Source organism: Streptomyces sp. NPDC042259, assembly GCF_055582085.1.
Window position 1 is genome coordinate 21551 of record NZ_JBVJDW010000019.1, and the last position, 21733, is coordinate 43283.

Below are 21733 nucleotides of genomic sequence, written 5' to 3' on the forward strand. Positions count from 1 at the left end.
CCCTGCGCATGCGGCCCGCCTCGTTCGCGGGCCTGGCCACGGCGCTCCTGCTGGCCATCACCGTGATCACCCTGTTCGGCTCGCTGATCGCGGCCGCGCTCGGCGCGGGCGGGGACTCGCGGCTGACGGTGATCGGCGGCGCGTTCGGTGAGATCGCGATGGTGATGTCGCTGTTCGTGGTGGTCAGCACGCTCGGCTTCTCCGTACGCCAGCAGTACCGCGACCTCGCGTTGATGCGGATGAACGGGGCCCGGCCGGCGCAGGTCAAGCGCCTCATCCGCTGGCAGGTGCTGCTGGTCACCGCGCTGGTCTCGCCGCCCGCGTGGGCGCTCGGATTCTGGGCGGCCCGGCGGTTCCTGGCCGAACTCGTCACCCGGGACCTGGCCGCCGCCTCCGTCAGCGTGCGGTTCTCCCCGCTTCCCATGGCGATCGGCACGGTGGCGGTGTCGCTGGTCGGGCTGCTGGCGGCCAAGCTGGCCGGCCGCCGGATGGTGCGCGGCCGGCCGTCCACCGCCCTGACGGAGACGGCGGCCGAGCCGGGCGGGCTCGGCCCGGTCCGCGCGCTGATCGGCGTGGCCGCCCTGGTGGGCGCCGCCCTGCTGTGCCGGGCGATCGCACACCGCCCGGGGGACGAGGCGGCGATGGCCGCCCTGCTCGGGGCGCTGACGCTGATGGCCGCCCTCGGACTGCTCGGGCCGGTGCTGGTACGGCTCGTGGTGACCGTGCTGGGGCTGCCGCTGCGGCCGGGCGCCCGCCGGCACACCACCGGCTCCGGCGGCTGGCTCGGTGCCGCCAATCTGCGCGGCCACGCCCACCGGCTGTCCTCCACCGTGGTGCCCATCGCCCTGCTCGTCGGCCTGTCCACCACCTTCGCGGCCATCACCGGAACGATGCGGCACGCCGCACCGCACGGCGCCCTGGCCGGCCCGGCCGCCGAGAGCGACATGTGGCTGCGCGGCGTGGAACTCGCGATGCTGGCCGGGTTCGGGGCGGTGGCCGCGGTGAACACCCTGGTGTCCCTGACCGCCTCCCGGCGGCGGGAGTACGCCCTCCTCGCCCTGATCGGCGCCACCCGGCGGCAGCTGTACCGGATGCTGGGCGCGGAGGCCGCGCTGACCGCGGCGGCGGGTGTCCTGCTCGGCACCCTGGTCGCCGCCCCGGTGAGCGTCGCCTTCGCGCTCGCGGTCACCGGCGAGCCGTGGCCCTGGGTTCCCCTCGACACCTACGGTCCGCTCGTACTGGGCGCCCTGGCGCTGACCGGGACGACCATCCTGGCCACCGGTGCCTGGGCCACCGCCCGCCCGGCCGTGTCCGCGGTGGCCGCGCCATGACCACGGCCACGCCCGTCGCGAAGAGCGCGCCCGCCACATGGTGGACGGTGCGGCCGGGCACGGCCGGCTACGCCCTGGCCGGACTCCCCCTGTCCCTCGTCGGCGCCGTCTACGTCCTGGCCGTCCTGTACTTCGGGGGCCTGTTGTCGCTGACCCTGGCCGGGCTGCCGCTGCTCGCCGCGGGCCTGCACGGCGCCCGCCACCTCGGCCGCTTCCACGCCACGCTGATCCGCCGCCTGCTCGGGGAGACGATCGAGGCACATCCCCCGAGGCCGGCCGCCACCCGCTTCCTGCCGTGGGTGCGGGAGGGGGTGAGCGACCCGGCCGCCTGGCGCAGCATGGCCTATCTGCTGCTCCGGCTCCCGGCCGACCTGCTGGCCTTCCTGGCGGTGGCCGCCCTGCCGTTCCTCGGCGTGTGGTCGGTCGTCTGGGCCCTGGCCACCCGGCCCGGACCGTGGGTGGTGCTGGGCATCGTGGTGGCCGCCGCGCTGGTGCTGGCCGCCGCCCCGGCGGCGGTCCGCGCGACGGCGGCACTGCACCGCGCGCTCGCCCGGGCGCTGCTCGGCCCGACCGCCGCCCAGCGGCGGCTGCGCACCCTCGAATGGGCCCGCAGCGCCGCCGTCGCCGAGAGCGACCGCGGCCTCCGCCAGATCGAACGGGACCTGCACGACGGGACACAGGCCCAACTGGTCGCGATCGCCATGACGTTGTCGCTGGTCACCGACGCCCTGGAAGCCGAGGAGACACCCGGCCTCGACCGGCCCCGCGCGCTCGTCGCCCGCGCCCGCACCCAGACCGACTCCGCCATCTCGGAGCTGCGCCGCTTCATCGACGGCATCAGCCCGGCCGCGCTGGACCGCGGACTGATGGAAGCACTGCCGCAACTGACGGAACGGGCCAGCGTGCCGGTGACGTTGACGGTGGAACTCGACGAACAGCCCGACGCGGGCATCGAGCGCGTGGCGTACTTCTGCGTCGCCGAGCTGCTGACCAACGTCGCCAAGCACAGCGGGGCGACCCGGGCCTCGGTGGACGTACGCCCGGCCGACGGCCGCGACCGGCTGGTCATCCGGGTCCACGACGACGGCGTCGGCGGCGCCCGCATCGGCGCCGGCAGCGGCCTGCTGGGGCTGTGCGAACGGCTGGCCGCGGTCGACGGCGCCCTGACCCTGCACAGCCCCTCCTCCGGTTCGACCACCGCGACGGTCGAACTCCCCCTCCGCATCTAGCCCCCCTTTCCGAACCCAGCCCCCCGACCAGCCGGACTCCCGCCACCGAAGCCGACCGCGTACGCGCCGCCCGGCCGAAGGAGCCTGCGCGCTTTCCCGGAACGAACCAGGACGAAGGAGCACATCATGCGAGCTGCCCGTATCCGGCACGCCGTGCTGGCCGCGGTCGTGGCCGCGGGCATCGTGACGGCGGTCACCTCCGCCGCGGCGTCGGCCGTGCCGGATGTGCCGACCGCTCCCGAACTGCCCGCAGCCACCGCCCGGACACTCGCCGGCCACTACGCCGCGAACCACCGCTACATCGCGAAGGCCGCGCGGGCCGCCGCCCGGATGGGCGACGACGACCGCGCGCGGACCCTGGAACGCCTCGGCGCCGACGGCCGGAACTACCTGGAGTTCGACGCCACCGGTGACGGCCAGGCGGTGGAGGTCGTCGGCGACGTGACGAAGGCCCGCCGGATCGCCGTCCTGGTGCCGGGCGCCGACACCACCGTCGACACCTTCGACCACCTCGGCACGGACCACGCCTCGGTGGGCGGCGGAGCCCGCTCCCTGTACGCGGAGATGCGCGCGCTCGCGCCCGGCACCCCGTCCGCCGTGGTCGCCTGGTACGGCTACCGGGCACCGCGCACCCTCAGCCGCGACTCCCTGACCGACGACCGGGCGGTGGACGCCGGCCCCCGGCTGCGCGACCGACTGGACCGGCTGCACCGCCTCAACGCCGGCGCCCGGACGACCCTGGTGTGCCATTCGTACGGCACGGTCGTGTGCACGGAGACGCTGCGCCGGGCCGGTGCGGCGACCGGGTCCGGCCCGGCCGCGGTCGTCGCGGTCGGCAGCCCCGGCGTGGGGGTCGCCTCGGTCTCCGGCCTGGGCTCGCACGTCCCGTTCTGGGCCGGCCGGGGCAGCCGCGACTGGATCGCCAACGTGCCGCACGTCCGGGTCGGCGTCCTCGGCGAGAACCTCGGCTTCGGCACCGACCCGGTCTCCCCGGGCTTCGGCGCCCGCCGGCTGCCCACCGGTGCCGCCCGGCACAGCGACTACCTGGAACCCGGCGGCCTCTCCCTGCGCAACATCGCCCTCGTCGGCCTGGCCCGCGACGCGGAGGTCTCCCATGACTGAACTGTCGGTACGACCGGGCACCGGCCACGCGCCGAAGCCCGTGCCGCCCGCCCCCGGCCCGCCGTCGCCCGCGCCGACCCGGACGGACCGCCTGCACCGGGCGGTGCTCCGGATCGACGCCGCGACCCCGGCCTCCCGCGACCGCGCGGTCGACGTCCTGCGGGCACTGGCCATCCTCGGGGTCGTCCTCGGCCACTGGGTGGTGACCGCCGTGGTGCTCCGGGCCAACGGCCACCTGGAGAGCGACAGCCCGCTGCGCCACATGCCGGCCTTCGCCCCGGTCTCCTGGCTGCTCCAGCCGCTCGCCGTGTTCTTCTTCGTCAGCGGCCGGGTGGCGGCGACCAGCCTCGCCACCGCGACCGCGCGCGGCACGAGCCATCCCGCGTGGGTGGCCGGGCGGCTGCGGCGCCTGATGCGACCGGTGGCGGCCCTGCTGGGCACCTGGGCCCTGGTGCTGCTCGGGCTGGCGACGGCGGGCCTGGCCCACGAGACGATCCACACCCTCGTGATGCTGGCCGTCTCCCCGCTGTGGTTCCTCGGGGTGTATGTGGGGCTGACGCTCGTCACTCCCCTGGTACGACGGGCGGCGGGTCCGCTCGCCGTGGCGGGCTTCACCGTGGTCGCGGGCCTGGACCTGCTGCGCGCCGCCACGGACGGCACCGGCTGGACCGACACCGTCCGGTGGCTGAACCTCCCCGCCGGATGGCTCGTGCCCTACGCCCTCGGCGCGCTCTGGGCCACGGGCGGCCTCACCCGCCGCCGCTCCCTCGCCCTGCTGACCGGCGGCGCCGCCGCCGTCGCGGCCCTCATCTCGTGGGGCGGCTACCCCACGAGCATGGTCGGCGTCCCCGGCGAAGCCTTCTCCAACCTCAGCCCGCCCAGCCTGGCAGCGGTCTGCTTCGGCCTGGCCCAGTGCGGCGGCGCGCTGCTGCTGGCCCCCCGGCTGCGCCGGCTGGCCGGAGCGCCTCTCCCGGCCGGGCCCCGGTGCGCACCGGCCGGACGCCCGCCACGCGAGCCCGCCGGGGCCCGGCCGGGAACGGCGCCACGGGCCACGTACGGGCAGTTCCTCTGGGCCGCCGTGGCCCTGCTGAACCTGTCCGCCATGACCGTCTTCCTCTGGCACCAGACGGCGATGATGACCGCCACCGTGGCCTCCCTCGGCCTCGGCCACTTCCTCTTCGCCCTGCACACGGCGCCGGACACACCGCTGTGGGCCCTGGCCCGCCTCGCCTGGATCCCGTTGTTCGCGGCCGTGCTGGCCGCGTACTGGGCGGCGTTCCGCGGCCTGGAATCCGGCCGCGCCCACCGGTGACGGACGACCGGCGGACACCCGAAGCACCCACCCGCGAAGGAGCAGTGAAAGTGACCGACCCCAAGGCAGTCGACAACGCCGTGGACGTCCTCTCGGTGGCGTCCGTGAGCGCGCTCTACCTGAAGTACCAGGACGATCTGCGAGCGGTCCGGGACCAGCAGCGCGAACTGCTGCGGCGCCGGGGCGGCGCGATGAAGGCGCAGCTCGACGACTACGAGGCCGAGATCACCTATCTGCTGCTGCGCGACCGGCGCCCCGAGTCGGTGGTCGAGATAGGCACCTTCCACGGCTGGTCCACGATGTGGATCCTGAGCGCGCTGCGCGACAACGGGCGGGGTCGTCTGTACTCGTTCGACGTGGTCGACCACGTCGTGCGGAGCGTGCCCGCCGAGCTGTCCGACGCTCGCTGGACGTTCACGAAGGGCGACGTCCGCGAGCGGCTCGCGCGGCTCCCCACCCGGACGGACTACTTGTTCGTCGACGCCGACCACGGTGCCCGGTTCGCACGCTGGTACACCAAGAACCTCTTCCCGCTGATGCCGGCCGGCACGCCGGCCAGCGTCCACGACGTCTTCCACCACCGCTTCGCCAAACCCCTCAGCGAGGGCTCGGTGGTCGTCAAATGGCTCGCCGGGCGCGGCATCCCGTATTTCACTCCATCGGCCGCGAAGGCACCGGAGGTGATCGAGCGGCTGCGTGAGGTGAAGCGGGAACTGAACCTGGACGAGCCGGTACGGGACAGCGGCCACAACCCGATGATCTTCTTCACGCTCTGAGAGGCGGCCCTGGGGCCGTCGTGTGCCCGTCGTGGACCCACCCGGCCCCCCGAGGTCCGTCGGCTCTCACTGGCATCAAACCACCACTAAGGGGGAAAGTGGGCACGTACGCCTGGACCGACGCTCCGGGCGAGGACCTCGGCACGAGGTGGTGCTGCCCATGGCTGACCGTGACAAGCGCGGACCCGACCCGGCCCGGGAGACCCGGCAGGCGGGAAGACCGACGGAGCCCCTGGAGCGGGCGGAGGGTTCGGAGACCGAAGGGGAACGCAGGCGCAGAAGGGCCCAGTTCCTCCGCGAGCTGAACGAGGCGAAGGAACTGCGGGACCGGGTGCAGCCGCGCCGGGCCCGGGCGGCGCGGATGCGGCAGCAGATGCGCATGCGGACGTTCCGCTGGTGACACCGGTGACGCGGGCCCGACACGGGCGGGCGCGCACCCGGCCACGGCCCGGTTCCCGGGTGCGGCGTACGGGCGACGCACCGGCGCCCGTACGGGCCACGTGAGCCACATCTCTTCGGACTGCCGCACGACGCAGCGCGGAAGACCTCTCGCAACGGCCGGGTTTCTGCCACGATTCCGAGTGGGCGGGGTGCTGTCCCCGTCCGGCCCGGCACCGCCTATGACCAGTGGGAGAGTCACGGTGTACTTCGCCGCACTGCTCGCGCGCACCGAAGACGGGTGGCAAGCGAGCGACACAGATCTCGACAACGTGGAAACCTTGTCGGACTTCGCCGACCTGGCCCGGGAGGCCTCGGTCGACGACGACACGGTCCTGGTGTTCATCGAGCAGGAGGACGCCTGGTTCGGTCTCGTCCGGGTGGACGGCGAGGAGGACCCCCGCATCTACCTCTCGGACGCCGTGGCGGCCGGCCGCAGCTCGTACGGCGCACTGCTGGCCGACGAGCTGCTGGGCCGCGAGGAGGACGAGAGCGATCTGGACAGCCTCGTCGATCTCGACGGCACCGAGGACGGCGAGCCGGCGGACGCGGCGGACGACGACACGGCGGTGGCCGCCGAGCCGGTGCCGCCGGGTCCGCTGGGCGACACCCAGATCCTGGCCGACCTCGGGATGAGCGAGAGGGAGCTGCAGGCGCTCGCCCAGGACGCGCTCGGCGAGATCGCGGACATGCTCGGCTGCACGGACGTCCTGGAGGCCGTCCGCTGACGGCCGCGCGCTCGCGCAGACTGGTGCCATGAACGCTGTCGCCGAGAACCCCGGGCACGACCCCGTACGCGATCCGTGGCGCGGCCCCATGCGGGCCGCGCTGGCGGAGGCCGTCCAGGCCCCCGCCACGGGTGACGTGCCGGTCGGCGCGGTCGTACTGGACCCGGACGGCGCCGTCATCGGCCGCGGCCGCAACGAACGCGAGGCCACCGGCGACCCCACCGGCCACGCGGAGGTCCTCGCGATCCGCGAAGCGGCGGCCGCCGTCGGCGAGTGGCGCCTGTCGGGCTGCACGCTGGTGGTGACCCTGGAGCCGTGCACGATGTGCGCGGGCGCGATCGTCCTCTCCCGGGTGGACCGGGTCGTCTACGGCGCGGCCGACGAGAAGGCGGGTGCGGCCGGCTCCCTCTGGGACGTCGTCCGTGACCGCCGCCTCAACCACCGCCCCGAGGTGATCGAGGGGGTCCTCGCCACCGAGTGCGCGACGCTCCTGACCGACTTCTTCCGCACCCGCTGACGCCTTCCCGGGCGCCCCGACGGAGCCCGATTACAAAGCACGGCCCACTGTCCGCTAAGCTTCCTCTCGGTAGCGTGTCCGAGCGGCCTAAGGAGCACGCCTCGAAAGCGTGTGTGGGGGCAACTCCACCGTGGGTTCAAATCCCACCGCTACCGCCACGAACACCCCTCCGAACGCGGAAACGCGATCGGAGGGGTGTTGTGTTTCCCGGCGGGCCCGGGGCAGCGGGGTCACGCGTCCGAGGCGGGCGCCCCGTGGGCCACCGGGCCCATGTCCGGGCGCCGCGTCCGGGCCATGGGCCGGACGCGGCGTACCGACCCCGCGGGGGTCGGGTGGATCAACGGTCGGAGGACTCGGGCGCCCCCGCCCGAACCGCTTCCCGCTCACGCACACCGTCACCGGTGGACCGCCCGCCGCAGGCGACGGCGCGGGAGGGCGCCCGGGGTGCCGGGCGGCGGAAGGCCGCCAGGGCCACTCCCGCCAGGACGATCAGGCCGCCGACGCCGGCCATGAGGCCCGGGACGGCGCCGAGGAGGGCCGCGTCCAGGGTGAGGGCCGCCACGGGGACCGCGTAGAGGACGAGGGAGCTGGTCGACGCCGTGGCCACCGCGAGGACCCGGGACCAGGTGCAGAAGGCCAGGACCGTGCAGGCGAGGCCGAGCCATACGACGGCGGCGGTCTGCCGCCAGTCGGCCGCGATCAGCCGGGTGGCCGCGTCGGGGGTGAAGACCAGCAGGGGAAGAAGGCCGAAGAGGCTGCCGTAGAAGATGCAGTCCATGCCCGAGTACCGGCGCAGCAGGGGCTTTTGCAGGATGAAGGACGTGGCCTGGGCCGCCGCCGCCAGGACGATCATCGCCATGCCGGAGTACGAGCCGCCGCCGTCGCCGCCGGCCGTCGCCACCACGAGGGCGCCGCACAGTGCCACCACGAGCCCGGCGACACCCCACGCCCCGGGGCGCTCCCGCAGGACGAGCATGCCGAGGGCCGTGGCGAAGACGGGGGAGGTGGCCACGAGCATCGCCGCCGTGCCGCCCTCGACGTGCCGCTCACCGGCGTAGAGGAGCAGTTGATAGGCCGTCATTCCGGTGAGACCGAAGCCGGCCATGCGCACCAGGTCTCCCCGGCGCAGCCGGCTGATGCGGCCGGTGAGCACGCAGGGCAGCAGCAGGACGACCGCGAAGACGAGGCGGAGGACCGCCATGGCCGTCGGGGAGTACCCCTCCAGCGCGATGCGGATCGCCGGGAAGGCCGATCCCCACAACAGGGCCGTCGCGGCCATGAACTTCCACGGAGTCACTGCTCGGCGCTCGCCCGGCATGGTGTTACCGCCTCACGGTCGGCCGGATGGGGACGCTTCCGAAGCTACCGAGACCCACTCCATAAGTCGAATAAAGAATTCCGCTACCGACTCAAAGGATTCCTTGGGGGTGCGCGGGCGCGGGAATTCTACTCCCGGCACCGGCACGCCTGACGGTAAATTCCGGCTTTCCCCCATGCCGAGCCTGATTGTGGTGAAATCGCCCCAGGTCAAAAAGCGGCCTTCTCCGGGTCAGAACCAGCACCCAGAAGAGGACCTCATGCAGGTGCCCACCCAGGTCATCGCCGCCCATTGCGTGGTGACCTTCCCCGACGTGGTCGACATCGAGAACGCCCCCGGCCTCCGCACCGCACTGCAAAGGATCATCAAGGCCCATGCGCATACCTGCGACGCGCTGATCGCCGACCTGTCGGCTTCCCGCTTCGCCACCGCGACCGTGCTCTCGGTCCTGGTGGAGGCCCGGCGGCATGCGCGGCACGACGGAATGGATCTCTATGTGGTGGTGCCGTCACCACTGGCCCGCAAGTCCTTCGTCATCACGGGACTGAACGAATCGATTCCGCTGTACGCGACGCTCGGCGACGTCCCCGGGCGCACGGCACCACCGGTCCCGGTCGCCGCCCCGGCCCCGGTCGCGTCCTCCGCCACCCGAATGCCCCGTCAGCCGGTGGGCGGCGAGGACCGGACGCCCCCCTGACCGGGCCCCCGGCCGGCCCGCACCCGCGCGCGAGGCGCACGGGCACCGAAAAGCCCCGGCTCCGGACCCGTGCTCGACACGGGTCCGGAGCCGGGGCTCCGGTGTTTGGTACGGGGGAAGCGGCGATCGGGGGGACAAGCCGCTTCCCCCGACGAGGACACGGTCTCCAAGTACGGGCCGCAGTCAGGGGAAAGCGCGGCCCGGACCCCGCAGTGAGGCCATGTCCCGCACCCTCCGGATTCCTGCCAGACCCGTCGGGTGCACGGTCCATCCTCCGCCCGGGCGAAGGCCCGACGGGCTGCCGAACGGCCCTGCTTGCCAGGCCTTTGGTCCTTAAAGACGGGGTGAGTGCCCCCACGGCGACACGAGGACCGCAGGTCCCCCCGATCTTCGACCGTACGTACGGTTAGACTCTCGCGACCGCACAGGGGAGCAGCCGGGGAGGCAGCGCGTCATGGCGCAAGCGAGGAAGATCGCCACCTACGTCGTCGTCATTTTCGTGGGGTACACGATCATCACCTCCCCCGCACGGTCGGCCGAGCTCGTCCAGCTAGGCTTCGAGGGGATCTCGGACGCCGCCAAGAGCATCGGCGAGTTCATGACCCAGCTGATCAATTGACCGACTCCGCGTCGCTCGTTCGGAGGACCCCGTGATTCGCCACCTCGTCCTGTTCAAGCTCAACGAGGGCGTCGAGCGCGACGACCCGCGCGTCGTCGCCGGCGTGCGGGCGTTCGAGAAGCTGGGCGGCCTCGTGCCCGAGCTGCGCTCCTGGGAGTGCGCGTGGAACATCACGGACCGCCCCATCGCCTACGACTACGCGATCAACTCCTCCGTCGAGGACACCGCCGCGCTGCAGCGCTACCTCGACCACCCCGAGCACCAGGCGGGCGTCGCGCTGTGGCGCGAGTTCGCCACTTGGGTGATCGCCGACTACGCGTTCTGAGCGGTTCGTCCGGCCCGTTCGCGGCGCAGGCACCGCAAGACCCCTCACCACCACGGTGAGGGGTCTTTTTGATGCTCAACACGATGTTATGGGGTGCTTGCACACAGTGCACATGTCTTGTGATGCTATGACCGCTTTTCCCGGATGAGTTGAGTGAATTGAATGTGTCGACGTGAAGGGGTGGCGTGACCGTGTCGGCCCGTACCGTGCCCGAAGCCCCCCATCAACGCGACAATCCCGGCACCGCCGCCGGACCCGTCGGCCCCCGGGCCACCGGCCCCTCGGCGACCGGCACCGACAGCACTCCGGCCACCCCCGCCGCCTCCGCTACCTCTGCCCCACCGGCCACCTCGGCCACCCCCGCCAACCCGGGCAACCCGGCCAACCCGGCCGCGTCCGATCAGACGGCCTCCGGCCAGGCCGGCGGGCCGGGCCCCGACGCCGAGAGCGCCCCGCGCACCCGGGAGAGCCGGGGCGCGGACGCCCGGGCACTGACCCAGGTGCTCTTCAAGGAGATCTCCACCCTGGAGCCCGGCACCCCCGAGCACGCCCGGGTGCGCGCCGCCCTGATCGAGGCCAACCTCCCGCTCGTGCGCTACGCGGCGGCCCGCTTCCGCAGCCGCAACGAGCCGATGGAGGACGTCGTCCAGGTCGGCACGATCGGGCTCATCAACGCCATCGACCGGTTCGACCCCGACCGGGGGGTGCAGTTCCCGACCTTCGCGATGCCGACCGTCGTGGGCGAGATCAAGCGCTACTTCCGCGACAACGTCCGCACCGTCCATGTGCCGCGCCGGCTCCACGAGCTGTGGGTGCAGGTCAACGGCGCCAGCGAGGACCTGACGGTGCTGCACGGCCGCTCCCCCACCACGGCCGAGATCGCCGAACGGCTCAAGATCGGCGAGGACGAGGTGCTGGCCTGCATCGAGGCCGGCCGCTCGTACCACGCGACCTCGCTGGAGGCGGCGCAGGAGGGCGACGGGCTGCCCGGTCTGCTCGACCGGCTCGGGTACGAGGATCCGGCACTCGCCGGGGTCGAACACCGGGATCTCGTGCGCCATCTGCTCGTGCAACTGCCGGAGCGCGAGCAGCGCATTCTGCTGCTGCGCTACTACAGCAACCTGACGCAATCCCAGATCAGCGCCGAGCTGGGCGTCTCGCAGATGCATGTGTCCCGGCTGCTCTCCCGGAGCTTCGCCCGACTGAGATCCGCAAATCGAATCGATGCCTAACCCTTACGGGTGACACGTTCCTGCGGTGATGGGGCAGATATATCGACTTGACGCTACAGCGCGTTGCCGACATGTGACATTCTGCAGGAACTGCGTTTGCCACAGCGCGGCCTCCGGTATTCAGGTGGGGGCCGAACCCTTCGTCCGTACCCTCGGCAGGGGCGCCGCTGTGAATCCGTCCGCGACCTCAAGGGGGTGGCATGTCCGTAGACCTGGGCAGCGCGAAGGTGCTCGCCAATGACGCACCGCACGCCGTGCTCGACGACTGCGAAGCCATCGACACCCGCACCCTCTCCCGCTCGCTCTTCCTGCGGCTGGCCTCACTCGACAAGGACAGTGCGGAGCGTACGTACGTCCGCGACACCCTCATCGAACTCAACCTCCCCCTCGTGCGCTACGCGGCGGCCCGCTTCCGCAGCCGCAACGAACCGATGGAGGACATCGTCCAGGTCGGCACGATCGGCCTGATCAAGGCGATCGACCGGTTCGACTGCGAACGGGGCGTGGAATTCCCCACGTTCGCGATGCCGACCGTCGTGGGCGAGATCAAGCGCTTCTTCCGGGACACCAGTTGGTCGGTGCGGGTGCCGCGCCGTCTGCAGGAGCTGCGGCTGGCCCTCACCAAGGCCAGTGACGAGCTGGCGCAGAAGCTGGACCGGTCGCCGACCGTCCCCGAACTGGCCCTGTGCCTGGGGGTGTCGGAGGAGGACGTCGTCGACGGCCTGGCCGTCGGCAACGCCTACACCGCCAGCTCGCTCGACTCCCCCTCCCCCGAGGACGACGGCGGCGAGGGCTCGCTCGCCGACCGCCTGGGCTACGAGGACACCGCGCTGGAGGGCGTGGAGTACCGCGAGTCGCTCAAGCCGCTGCTGGCCAAACTCCCGCCCCGTGAGCGGCAGATCATCATGTTGCGGTTCTTCGCCAATATGACGCAGTCGCAGATCGGCGAGGAGGTCGGCATCTCGCAGATGCACGTCTCCCGGCTGCTCACGCGCACGCTGTCCCAGCTGCGCGAGGGCCTCATCGCCGACTGAGGCGGCCATCCGCTCCCCGGGCATGTACTCCTGACGGTACGTCAGCCACACTGTGCCGATGCGACGGAAGACGATCGTCTCCGCTTCGGCCGCCGCGTGCTGGCTGGCGGGCCTCGGTTGCCTGGGGGCGCTGCTCACGGGGTGCGGCGGCAGCGACCACGACGGCTATGTCGCGACGGAGGCCGCCGGGCCCGGTGCGTCCCGGCTCGGGGTCGTGCCGCCGACGGGCGGCGTGCGGCTGATCCCGCTGGACGCCGGTTCCGGAAAGCCGTCCCCCGCACCGCGCGGGAGCGCCTCCGGCGCACCGGAGGCACGCCCGTCACAGACGGCCCGGGCCGCACCCCCGGCCGGTAGCCCCGGCCCCGGCGCTCCGGTCGGCCGCGCCGCCACGGCCGGGTCCGTGCCCGGCCCGACGAACGCCCCGGCCGCTACCGGCGGCGCGGGCCCTGCCGGCGGGGGCGGCGGCCATTCCCCGGGGCCGTCCTCAAGCGGTCCGGGCCGTCCTTCGCCGGCCACGGGCACCCCGTCCGGCGCTCCGGCGGTGCTGGACATCGGCACTCCGCGCCGTGAGCCGGACACCGACCGCCGCTGGTGCGAGCGGGTGACGGTGTCCTTCACCCACACCGGCGGGCGGCCGGTGACGAGGGGCACCGTCGTCTTCGGCACCCATGTCGTGGGCCCGCTGGGCACCGACTGGGCGACCCTCCCGTCCTCGGAGCCGCTTCCCGTGCCCATCGACGCGGGCCGGACACGCGAGAAGACGTGGACGGTGTGCGTCGACGCCTGGCGGGTGCCGCCGGGCGTCCACATCGAGACGCGGGACGTCTGGGTGCAGTGGTGGTGAGGTGCGGCGCGTGCACCCCGCGATCGGCCCGGCTCAGAGCGCGAGCCAGGCCACCCCGGCCACGATCGCGATCGCGATGATCACACCGATGATGACGCCGGCGCCCGGACCGGAACGCCGGGCGGCGGCGGGCGCGGCAGCCCGCCGGGCGGGCTGGCCCTCGTCGACGAAGGCACGGAACATCTGGGTGCTGCCCGCGGGGTCGTAGTTGCCCTCGGGGCCCTGCTGTCGCTGGTTGGCCATAGGCCAGGACCCTAGCGAAACGGTTGCGCTGGCCGCGCGCGGGGTGGTGTCCGGCGGTCCTTCGGCTACCGGCCGGTCTTGCCGCCTCTCGCCTGGCCGGCGGTCCTTCGACTACCGGCCGGTTTGCCGCCTGCGGCGGCGAGGCGCCCTGCGGGCGCGTCCTCAATCGCCGGACGGGCTGGATGTGGCTGAGCCCAGGCCCCACTAATCCCCCTTTGCCGCCGCCACAAGCGCGCTTAACCCGGAGCCGGGGAACCCTTGGGGTGAGCTTTACCCGAATCCGTCCGATTTCATTTGCCTGCGGCAACCAACGACCTCTATCGTTGCCCTAAGCAACCGATAGCAGCGAGGGGTCGATGGCCGCACCAGAGCAGTACGAGGAGCTGGCCCGGCAGCTCGGCGCCGTCGGGGCGGTGAAACGCGAACTGGCACGGGCGCTCCCGCATGACTGTTCACCCGCGTCGGCCATCATGCTCACCCTGCTCCACCGGTACGGCGAGATGCGGATGAGCAAGCTCACCGAGCTGCTCGCCATCGACATGTCGGTGACCAGCCGGCACGTGTCGTACGCCGCCGAGCGCGGCTGGATCGACCGGCAGCCGGACCCCGCGGACAAGCGGTCCCGGCTGCTGCGGCTGCTCCCCGAGGGGGAGGCGCTGCTGGAGGAGGTGTCCGCGCGGTACACCGAGGCGCTCGCCACCTGTCTCGAGGACTGGTCCGACGAGGACGTCGGCCGGCTCGTCGAGCTGCTCGGGCGGCTGCGCCGGGACTTCGGCGACTGCCGGGCGCGTGCTCCCCAGCACGCGGCCGCGCAGCACGCGGCCGGCTCCCTCACCCCCACGTCCGCGTAACCGCACCACCCGCACCACCATCAGACGGAGAAAAGGAAGTTCATGGCTAAGACCACACCAGCCGGTGTGCGGGGCGGCCACGCCAAGCCCGGGGACCCGCAGGGCTCCGGCGCCCCCATGACCCACCGGCAGATCATGGAGGCACTGTCCGGGCTGCTGCTCGGCATGTTCGTCGCGATCCTGTCGTCGACGATCGTCTCCAACGCCCTGCCCGAGATCATCTCCGACCTCCACGGCAGCCAGTCCTCTTACACCTGGGTGGTCACGGCCTCGCTCCTGGCGATGACCGCGTCCACACCGCTGTGGGGCAAGCTCTCCGATCTCTTCAGCAAGAAGCTGCTGGTCCAGATAGCCCTGGTCGTCTACGTCCTGGGTTCGGCCGCCGCCGGTCTGTCGCAGAACAGCGGCATGCTCATCGCCTGCCGTGTCGTCCAGGGCATCGGCGTCGGCGGTCTGTCGGCCCTGGCCCAGATCGTCATGGCGGCGATGATCTCCCCGCGTGAGCGCGGTCGCTACAGCGGCTACCTCGGCGCGACGTTCGCCGTCGCGACCGTCGGCGGCCCGCTGCTCGGCGGCGTCATCACGGACACCAGCTGGCTCGGCTGGCGCTGGTGCTTCTACGTCGGTGTGCCGTTCGCGGTCATCGCGCTGATCGTCCTGCAGAAGACCCTGAAGCTGCCGGTGGTGAAGCGGGACGTCAAGGTCGACTGGCTGGGCGCGTTCTTCATCAGCGCCGCCGTCACGCTGCTGCTGGTATGGGTGACGCTGGCCGGCAAGAACTACGACTGGATCTCCTGGCAGACCTACGCCATGGTCGGCGGCTCGGTGCTGCTGGGCGCGGTCTTCGTGTACGTCGAGTCCAAGGCGGCCGAGCCGATCATCCCGCTGCGGCTGTTCCGCAACAAGACGATCACGCTGTCCTCCCTCGCGAGCCTCTTCGTCGGTATCGCGATGTTCAGCGGCACGGTCTTCTTCTCGCAGTACTTCCAGCTGGCACGCGGCGAGTCGCCGACGATGTCCGGTGTGATGACGATCCCGATGATCGCGGGCCTGTTCGTCTCGTCGACCGTCTCCGGACAGATCATCACCAAGACGGGCCGCTGGAAGAACTGGGTCGTCATCGGCGGCGTGCTGCTCACGGCGGGCCTCGGCCTGCTCGGCACCATGCGCTACGACACCCCGTACTGGCACCTGGCCTGCTACATGGTCCTCATGGGTCTCGGCATCGGCATGATGATGCAGAACCTCGTCCTCGCCGCCCAGAACCAGGTGGCGCCCCAGGACCTCGGCGCCGCCAGCTCCGTCGTCACCTTCTTCCGGTCGCTCGGCGGCGCGGTGGGCGTCTCGGCACTCGGCGCGGTGCTCGGCAACCGGGTCACGGACTACGTCAAGGACGGCATGACCGCCCTCGGCCCCAAGGCCGCGGCGGCCATGGGCCACGGCGGTACGGGCGGCGGTGGCATCCCCGACCTGGACAAGCTGCCGCCCCCGATCCGCACGGTGATCGAAAGCGCCTACGGGCACGGCGTCGGCGACGTCTTCCTCTACGCCGCGCCCTGCGCCCTGCTGGCCTTCATCCTGACCCTCTTCATCAAGGAGGTCGCGCTCAAGAGCCGGCCCGGCGGACACGCACCGGCGGAACCGGCCCCGGCCGACGCCACGCCCGCGACGGCGGCGGCCCGCGACTGACAGACCCCGGCGGCCCGGGCGCGGTTCGAGCGGAGACGCGCCCAGGGTGCCGGCACCCGGGACCTGAACGGCATGGACGGTCCCGGACGACAGGCCCCGGTGGGGGTGTGCGCACAGGCAGGGGACGGCCTGCACGCCACCCACCGGGGCCTCTCGGCGTTCACGGGCCGGTGACACCTGCCCGGTCGCCCCGGTCGCGCATGACCCCTCCCCGGTCGCGCATGACCTCGATGCCCGCGATGACGGTGTCCAGGGCGAAGTCGAAGTCCCGCTCCCGCGCCTCGGCGAGCGTCGTCTCCGCCAGGTCCTTGGTCATCGCCATCGCCTCGGGGTGCCGCTCCGCGAAGTCCGGGCGGTCGTTCACCGTGGCCACGACCTGCCGGTAGTACTCGTCCTCGGTCAGCCCCGTGCCCCGGCAGCGCTCCTTGAACAGCCCCTCCACCGCGCTGAAGCCGTAGACGAACTGGAACACCGCCGAGAGGGCCCCGCTCATCCCCTCCTTCGACACCCCGCTGCGCTTCATCACCGCGAGGATGGCGTCGGAGAAGGCCATCGCACGCGGGCCGATGTTGAGGTAGCGGCCCAGCAGCGACGGCACCCACGGGTGGGCGACGAGCAGCTTGCGGTACTCGACGGCCAGGGCGCGCAGCTCATCGCGCCAGTCCGCGGCCCCGGCGGCCGGACCGGGGACGACCATCTCGCCGTTCACCTCGTCGAGGGCGAACTCGAGCAGGTCGTCCTTGCTGTCGACGTACCAGTAGACCGACATCGCGGTCACGTCCAACTCGTCCGCCAGCCGCCGCATGGAGAACTTGGCCAGCCCGTCGGCGTCGAGCAGCCGGACCGTGGCCGCCACGATCCGCTGCAGATCGAGCGCCCCCTTCTGCTCCGCCTTCTGCTCCGCCTTGCGCTTCGGGGCCGGCTCCCCGGCCAGCCACACACTGGCCCGGGTGGCTCCGGCGCGCTTGCCGCTCGTCATGACGCGCTCTCCCTCTTCTGCGCCGGTGGTACGGGTCCGATGCTATGTGCCTGACCGGCGGTTCTTCGGCGACGGGCCGTTCGTTTGCGGCCTGCGGCCGACGGGCCCGTCCTTTGCCGCGTGCCGCGTGCCGCCTGCGGCTGACGGGCCCGTCCTTTGCCGCCTGCGGCGGCGAGCGCCCTGCGGGCGCGTCCTCAAACGCCGGACGGGCTGGTTTTGGCTGATGCGGCCGACGCCAGCCAATTCAAGCCCGTCCGGCGCTTGAGGACACCACCGCGCAGCGGGGGTGCACCCCAACACCGGCCAGGCCGGGAAAGGCCGACATCAGCCAAAACCAGCCCGTCCGGCGTTTGAGGACAACCACCGCGCAGCGGGGGTGCACGCCAACACAAGGACTACGCGGCAGACGCCGTCACAGACCGTTCCGCCCGCCGCAAGAGCACAGCCGCGAGCACGCCGCCCAAGAACACGGCAGCAGCCCCGACCAGCTGGCTGCTCTGCACGCCGGAGGCGAACGCGTCCGCGATCGCGGATCGCTCCGCGTCCGTGCGGGCCGTGGCGAGGGCGGCGGGCAGGGAGCCCGCACCGGCGGCGACGGCCGGGGCGAGGGCCGCGAAGCGGGAGTTGAGGACCGCGCCGAGCACCGCGACGCCCAGACCGTTTCCGCATTCCTGGAGCGTGCCGTTGACGCCCGCGCCGACACCCGCCTTCTCCGGCGGGATCGCGGACATGATCGCGTTGGCCATGGCGGGCATGGAGAACGCGATGCCGACACCCATCATCACCAGCCCCAGCAGCATGCCCCCGTAGCCGTGCGCGCCGAGGATCGCGATGGCCGCGAGTCCGCCGGCCAGCAGGCTCATACCGCCGATGATCAGCGTGGGCGTGCCGAGCCTGGGCAGCAGCCGGGCGCCGACGCCGGTGAGGTTGAGGGCGACGATGACCAGCGCCAGCGGTGACATCCGCAGACCGGTGGCCAAGGGGTCGTAGCCGAGGACGAGTTGCAGGTGCTGGGTGAGCAGGAAGAGCGAGCCGCCCATGCCGAAGGCGACGAGGATGCCGCCCGCGACGGCGCCCACGAAGCGGCGGTTGCGGAAGAAGTGCATGTCCAGCATGGGGAAGGGGACGCGCCGCTCCCACAGGGCGAAGAGTGCGAGCGCGAGCGCGCCGACGGCCGCGGAGAGCAGCACCCGCCCGGACGTCCAGCCGTGTTCCGGGCCGGAGATGATCGCGAAGACGACCGCGGTCATGCCGATGGTGGACAGCAGTGCGCCGAGCAGGTCGGGGCGGTCCCCCGTGGGGTTCTTGGACTCCGGTACGAGCTTGAGCACGGCGACCAGGCCGAGCAGCGCCACCGGCACGTTGAGCAGGAAGATCGAGCCCCACCAGAAGTGGTTGAGCATCGCGCCGCCGACGAGCGGCCCCGCGGCGAAGCCGAGCGAACTCACCGCGCCCCACAGGCCGATGGCCTTGGTGCGCTCGTCCTCGTCGAAGACCTGGACGATGACGGCAAGGGTGGTGGTCATCAGCAGTGCCCCGCCGATGCCCATGCCCGCGCGGGCGGCGATCAGCTGCCCTGTCGTCCCGGCCAGACCGGCGAACAGCGAGCCGATACCGAAGAGCGCGAGACCGAGGGCGAGCAGCTTCTTGCGCCCGTAGCGGTCGGCGGCGCTGCCGGCGGTGAGCAGCAGTCCGGCCTGGACCAGCGAATAGGCGTTGATCATCCACTGGATGTCGGAGGTCGCGGCGCCCATCTCCTCGGTGAGGGAGGGGATGGCGACGTTCAGGACGGTGTTGTCGAGGAGGACGGTGAGCTGGGCGAGGCAGATGACACCGAGAATCACCCAACGGGTGGGATGACGCTGCGGTTTCCGGTCTCCGGCGTCGCGCTGGGCGGCGGTCGTCGCCGTCATGACGGGCTCCCTTGTGCGGTGTACGACTACTAGTAACGTCGTGCAACGTACAAGGAGCGTTCTACACCGTACAAGAGAATTTATCGGTTCGGGATTGGGGGTGAGGGTGTGGTGCCGCCACGCCGGGACTCCGGTGCCCGGCGACCACTCTGTCCGCCACCTCGGGATGCCCGCCCCGACGGCGCGATGGAGCCGGCCCGTCCTACACCGAAGGCGCCGGCTTGATCAGATAGCCGACGCCCCGCCGGGTGTGGATCATCGGCTCGCGCCCGGCGTCGATCTTCCGGCGCAGATAGGAGATGTACAGCTCGACGACGTTGGCCCGGCCGCCGAACTCGTAGGACCAGACCCGGTCGAGGATCTGCGGCTTGCTGAGCACCCGCCGCGGGTTGCGCATCAGGAAGCGCAACAGCTCGAACTCGGTGGCCGTCAGCCGGATCTCCGTACCGCCCCGGGTCACCTCGTGACTGTCCTCGTCCAGCACCAGGTCCCCGACCGTCAGCACGGAATCGCCTTTCGGCGCCGCGGTGCCGGAGCGGCGGAGCAGTCCGCGCAGCCGGGCGACCACGTCCTCCAGCCCGAACGGTTTGGTGACGTGGTCGTCGCCGCCCGCCGTGAGCCCCGCGACCCGGTCCGCGGCGCCCTTCGCGGTCAGGAAGAGGGCGGGCAGGCCGGGGAGTTCACGCCGCAGGCCGCCCAGGAGCGACGGACCGTCGGTACCGGCCGGCAGCGCGTCCAGCACGACGGCGTCCGGCCGGAACTCCCGGGCGAGGCGCAGCGCGCTCGCCCCGTCGTCCGCCGTCCGCACGTCCCAGCCCTCGTAGCGCAGGGCCATGGTCAGCAGCTCGGTCAGTACGGCCTCGCCGCCCGCGACCAGCACCCGTACGGCGCTTCCGTCGTCGTGCGGCAACTCGGTCCGCACGTAAGGAGTCGTGGTGGTCATGGTCCGAGGGTGGTGCGGGCCCGTGAGAGGCCCCTTGCCGTCCTCTGTGAATCGTCTGAGAATCCCGGGGAACAACCTGCGGCCTGGCCGGCGCACCAGGCGGGCGGGCGCCGCGGACGGGCGCGTCCGCCCACCCGGCCGGCCCCCGGAAACGCCACAGGTCCGGCACCCTGTAGGTGCCGGACCTGTGATCGAAGTAGCGGGGACAGGATTTGAACCTGCGACCTCTGGGTTATGAGCCCAGCGAGCTACCGAGCTGCTCCACCCCGCGACGGACGAAAGACGGGATCCAACAAGTGGATATCCATCCCTCGGCTGTGCGCTCGGCAGGATTCGAACCTGCAACCTCTTGATCCGTAGTCAAGTGCTCTATCCGTTAAGCTACGAGCGCTCGGCTTCCCGGCGGTTTTTCTTGCCGGTCGGCGTTGCGTGGACAACATTACATGAACTGCGCCGGGACGTGAAATCCATTCCCCGCACCCCGGCTGACCTGCACAAACGCCCCCAGAAGCCCGCCCCCGGAGGCCCTCGCGAGCAGGCACGTACGCGCGAGTACGCAAGAGCCCCGGCCGTCTCTTCCGAGACGACCGGGGCTCTTGAAGCGAGCGGAGGCTCCGGGATTTGAACCCGGGATGGGGGGTTACCCCAAACCGCATTAGCAGTGCGGCGCCATAGACCAGACTAGGCGAAGCCTCCAGCACACCCCGCGCAGGCGTGAGGTGGTGCGTGCCGATGATGACACAGCCCAGCGGCTCGCCACCAATCGTGGTCCACGGTACCGGGCTTCCCGACTTCTGGGCAAAGCAATTCCCCCTGGCATTTTCCGCACCCCCTCGCTCCCCCGCCGCTCCCCCACTTCCCCTTCGTGCGCAACGCCCGGCCCTCCGGCGCGTTAGTCAGGTGAAGGGACCGGCGAACCACGCCGTGGCCCCAGCCCCGTCCGTACCTCTGGAGTACCGCGATGCCGCTCCGCCGTCTCACCCTCGCCGCCGTCGCCGCGCTGGCCCCGGCCCTGTTCGCGGTTCCCGCCGTGGCCGCCCCCATGCCGCTGCCCCTCCCCTACGAGCACGGTGACCACCTCACCGTCACCGTCACCGACAGCGGCTCCTTCGACGGCACGTACGAGCTGTACTGCCACCCCGCCGGCGGCACGCACCCGCGCGCGAAGGAGGCGTGCGCGCAGCTCGACAGCCGGACGCGCTGGGGGAAGGACACCTTCGCCCCCGTTCCCTCCGACGCGATGTGCCCGATGATCTACGGAGGCGACGCGCGGGCACGGGTGACGGGCACCTGGGCCGGGCGCCCGGTAAAGGCGGAATTCAGCCGGACGAACGGGTGCGAAATCGCCCGCTGGAACGAGTTCTCCGAGCTGCTCGGTGATGTGCGGAGCGCCCCCAAGGACTGACACGGGGGGCATGTCGGGCCTGCGCCGAGACGCCCCGCGAGCGCCCCTCGGCGTATCCCACCGCACCCGCCATCCGCCGTCGCGCCCGCCCCCGCAGCCCGTAGACTCCCCTCAGTGACACGCCAGAGGGCGGCGCCGAGCCGCCCGGAGCGCGTCGGCAAGGTGCGGTAACCCAGGGAGGAAGCGTC

At 72.1% G+C, this 21733-nt stretch carries 21 protein-coding genes, 4 tRNA genes and 1 pseudogene; 18 read left to right on the plus strand and 8 right to left on the minus strand.

What is annotated here, in order from left to right:
* Positions 1–8 precede the first annotated feature (8 nt).
* The 9 genes from ACZ6MA_RS32245 to ACZ6MA_RS32285 all read left to right on the plus strand — a co-directional run bounded on the left by ACZ6MA_RS32245 (position 9) and on the right by ACZ6MA_RS32285 (position 7611).
* Positions 9–1331, plus strand: a complete 1323-nt coding sequence (locus tag ACZ6MA_RS32245; RefSeq protein ID WP_469438277.1) for an FtsX-like permease family protein — start codon at positions 9–11, stop codon at positions 1329–1331.
* A complete protein-coding gene (locus tag ACZ6MA_RS32250) occupies positions 1328–2560 on the plus strand; it encodes a sensor histidine kinase (protein WP_469438279.1) in 1233 nt (410 codons plus the stop codon). The genes ACZ6MA_RS32245 and ACZ6MA_RS32250 overlap by 4 nt, the downstream gene beginning before the upstream one ends.
* Positions 2561–2686: 126 nt before the next feature.
* The gene (locus ACZ6MA_RS32255) at positions 2687–3682 is read left to right on the plus strand and encodes an alpha/beta hydrolase (RefSeq protein ID WP_469438281.1); all 996 of its coding nucleotides are present in this window, start codon (positions 2687–2689) and stop codon (positions 3680–3682) included.
* On the plus strand, positions 3675–4994 hold the full coding sequence (locus ACZ6MA_RS32260; protein WP_469438283.1) for an acyltransferase family protein: 1320 nt from the start codon (positions 3675–3677) through the stop codon (positions 4992–4994). The genes ACZ6MA_RS32255 and ACZ6MA_RS32260 overlap by 8 nt, the downstream gene beginning before the upstream one ends.
* Before the next feature lie 50 nt (positions 4995–5044).
* The gene (locus tag ACZ6MA_RS32265; RefSeq protein WP_469438284.1) at positions 5045–5770 is read left to right on the plus strand and encodes a class I SAM-dependent methyltransferase; all 726 of its coding nucleotides are present in this window, start codon (positions 5045–5047) and stop codon (positions 5768–5770) included.
* 160 nt (positions 5771–5930) lie between these two features.
* A complete protein-coding gene (locus ACZ6MA_RS32270; RefSeq protein WP_469438286.1) occupies positions 5931–6170 on the plus strand; it encodes a hypothetical protein in 240 nt (79 codons plus the stop codon).
* A gap of 220 nt (positions 6171–6390) precedes the next feature.
* Positions 6391–6936 (plus strand): tRNA adenosine deaminase-associated protein, encoded by a 546-nt coding sequence (locus ACZ6MA_RS32275; protein WP_469438288.1) that lies wholly within the window; start codon positions 6391–6393, stop codon positions 6934–6936.
* 28 nt (positions 6937–6964) lie between these two features.
* Complete coding sequence (gene tadA, locus ACZ6MA_RS32280; protein ID WP_469438290.1) at positions 6965–7453, plus strand: tRNA adenosine(34) deaminase TadA; 489 nt, start codon at positions 6965–6967, stop codon at positions 7451–7453.
* A gap of 68 nt (positions 7454–7521) precedes the next feature.
* A tRNA-Ser gene (locus tag ACZ6MA_RS32285) sits at positions 7522–7611 on the plus strand.
* A gap of 179 nt (positions 7612–7790) precedes the next feature.
* Here ACZ6MA_RS32285 and ACZ6MA_RS32290 read toward each other — a convergent pair.
* Positions 7791–8732 (minus strand): DMT family transporter, encoded by a 942-nt coding sequence (locus tag ACZ6MA_RS32290; protein ID WP_469438292.1) that lies wholly within the window; start codon positions 8730–8732, stop codon positions 7791–7793.
* Positions 8733–9030: 298 nt separating this feature from the next.
* Between ACZ6MA_RS32290 and ACZ6MA_RS32295 the strand changes: the two genes are divergently transcribed.
* The 6 genes from ACZ6MA_RS32295 (at position 9031) to ACZ6MA_RS32320 (ending at position 13522) form a co-directional block, all read left to right on the plus strand.
* Positions 9031–9468: an STAS domain-containing protein gene (locus tag ACZ6MA_RS32295; RefSeq protein ID WP_469438294.1), complete on the plus strand. Its 438-nt coding sequence runs from the start codon at positions 9031–9033 to the stop codon at positions 9466–9468.
* A 454-nt stretch (positions 9469–9922) separates the two neighbouring features.
* The gene (locus ACZ6MA_RS32300; RefSeq protein ID WP_469438295.1) at positions 9923–10087 is read left to right on the plus strand and encodes a hypothetical protein; all 165 of its coding nucleotides are present in this window, start codon (positions 9923–9925) and stop codon (positions 10085–10087) included.
* Positions 10088–10118: 31 nt separating this feature from the next.
* A complete protein-coding gene (locus ACZ6MA_RS32305; RefSeq protein WP_469438297.1) occupies positions 10119–10412 on the plus strand; it encodes a Dabb family protein in 294 nt (97 codons plus the stop codon).
* Between the two features lie 191 nt (positions 10413–10603).
* Complete coding sequence (locus ACZ6MA_RS32310; protein ID WP_469438298.1) at positions 10604–11644, plus strand: RNA polymerase sigma factor SigF; 1041 nt, start codon at positions 10604–10606, stop codon at positions 11642–11644.
* A gap of 200 nt (positions 11645–11844) precedes the next feature.
* Positions 11845–12678 (plus strand): RNA polymerase sigma factor SigF, encoded by an 834-nt coding sequence (locus ACZ6MA_RS32315; RefSeq protein WP_356451277.1) that lies wholly within the window; start codon positions 11845–11847, stop codon positions 12676–12678.
* Between the two features lie 58 nt (positions 12679–12736).
* On the plus strand, positions 12737–13522 hold the full coding sequence (locus ACZ6MA_RS32320) for a hypothetical protein (protein WP_469438300.1): 786 nt from the start codon (positions 12737–12739) through the stop codon (positions 13520–13522).
* A 33-nt stretch (positions 13523–13555) separates the two neighbouring features.
* Here the strand turns inward: ACZ6MA_RS32320 and ACZ6MA_RS32325 are convergent, their stop codons facing one another.
* Positions 13556–13765 (minus strand): hypothetical protein, encoded by a 210-nt coding sequence (locus tag ACZ6MA_RS32325; protein ID WP_469438302.1) that lies wholly within the window; start codon positions 13763–13765, stop codon positions 13556–13558.
* 356 nt (positions 13766–14121) lie between these two features.
* Here ACZ6MA_RS32325 and ACZ6MA_RS32330 point away from each other — a divergent pair, with 356 nt between their 5' ends.
* A complete protein-coding gene (locus ACZ6MA_RS32330) occupies positions 14122–14616 on the plus strand; it encodes a MarR family winged helix-turn-helix transcriptional regulator (RefSeq protein ID WP_469438304.1) in 495 nt (164 codons plus the stop codon).
* Positions 14617–14733: 117 nt separating this feature from the next.
* Positions 14734–16296, plus strand: a pseudogene (locus ACZ6MA_RS32335) (MDR family MFS transporter); the annotation flags it as partial.
* A 169-nt stretch (positions 16297–16465) separates the two neighbouring features.
* Here ACZ6MA_RS32335 and ACZ6MA_RS32340 read toward each other — a convergent pair.
* The 6 genes from ACZ6MA_RS32340 to ACZ6MA_RS32365 all read right to left on the minus strand — a co-directional run bounded on the left by ACZ6MA_RS32340 (position 16466) and on the right by ACZ6MA_RS32365 (position 20836).
* On the minus strand, positions 16466–17284 hold the full coding sequence (locus ACZ6MA_RS32340) for a TetR/AcrR family transcriptional regulator (RefSeq protein ID WP_469438306.1): 819 nt from the start codon (positions 17282–17284) through the stop codon (positions 16466–16468).
* A 395-nt stretch (positions 17285–17679) separates the two neighbouring features.
* Positions 17680–19197 (minus strand): MFS transporter, encoded by a 1518-nt coding sequence (locus ACZ6MA_RS32345; protein ID WP_469438308.1) that lies wholly within the window; start codon positions 19195–19197, stop codon positions 17680–17682.
* A gap of 202 nt (positions 19198–19399) precedes the next feature.
* Positions 19400–20140 (minus strand): response regulator transcription factor, encoded by a 741-nt coding sequence (locus tag ACZ6MA_RS32350; protein ID WP_469438310.1) that lies wholly within the window; start codon positions 20138–20140, stop codon positions 19400–19402.
* 197 nt (positions 20141–20337) lie between these two features.
* Positions 20338–20411, minus strand: a tRNA-Met gene (locus ACZ6MA_RS32355).
* Between the two features lie 47 nt (positions 20412–20458).
* Positions 20459–20531, minus strand: a tRNA-Arg gene (locus ACZ6MA_RS32360).
* Positions 20532–20746: 215 nt separating this feature from the next.
* Positions 20747–20836 (minus strand) — tRNA-Ser (locus tag ACZ6MA_RS32365).
* A gap of 265 nt (positions 20837–21101) precedes the next feature.
* On the opposite strand from ACZ6MA_RS32365, the gene ACZ6MA_RS32370 reads away from it, so the two are divergent.
* On the plus strand, positions 21102–21545 hold the full coding sequence (locus tag ACZ6MA_RS32370; RefSeq protein ID WP_469438312.1) for an SSI family serine proteinase inhibitor: 444 nt from the start codon (positions 21102–21104) through the stop codon (positions 21543–21545).
* Positions 21546–21733 lie beyond the last annotated feature (188 nt).